This is a genomic window from Citrobacter sp. TBCS-14, assembly GCF_005280805.1.
Taxonomy (GTDB): domain Bacteria; phylum Pseudomonadota; class Gammaproteobacteria; order Enterobacterales; family Enterobacteriaceae; genus Citrobacter; species Citrobacter gillenii.
In genome coordinates this window covers 203-501 of the sequence record NZ_SZWM01000019.1, presented here as the reverse complement: position 1 = coordinate 501, position 299 = coordinate 203, and the positions used below count along the sequence as shown (strand labels likewise).

Below are 299 nucleotides of genomic sequence, written 5' to 3'. Positions count from 1 at the left end.
GGCGATATTGCGGTGATGGATGATGAAGGCTTCCTGCGTATTGTTGATCGTAAGAAAGATATGATCCTGGTCTCCGGCTTTAACGTCTATCCGAACGAAATTGAAGACGTGGTGATGCAACATCCAGGTGTGCAGGAAGTGGCTGCCGTTGGCGTGCCATCAGGCAGCAGCGGTGAAGCGGTGAAAATTTTTGTGGTGAAGAAAGACGCCTCGTTAACCGATGAAGCGCTGGTTACTTTCTGCCGTCGTCACCTGACGGGCTATAAAGTACCGAAGCTGGTGGAATTCCGTGATGAGTT

The 299-nt window shown here is 50.5% G+C and carries 1 pseudogene; it reads left to right on the top strand.

Annotated elements, in window-relative coordinates:
- Positions 1-297 (top strand): annotated as a pseudogene (locus tag FDX22_RS00075) (long-chain-fatty-acid--CoA ligase); the annotation flags it as partial.
- Between the last annotated feature and the right edge of the window lie 2 nt (positions 298-299).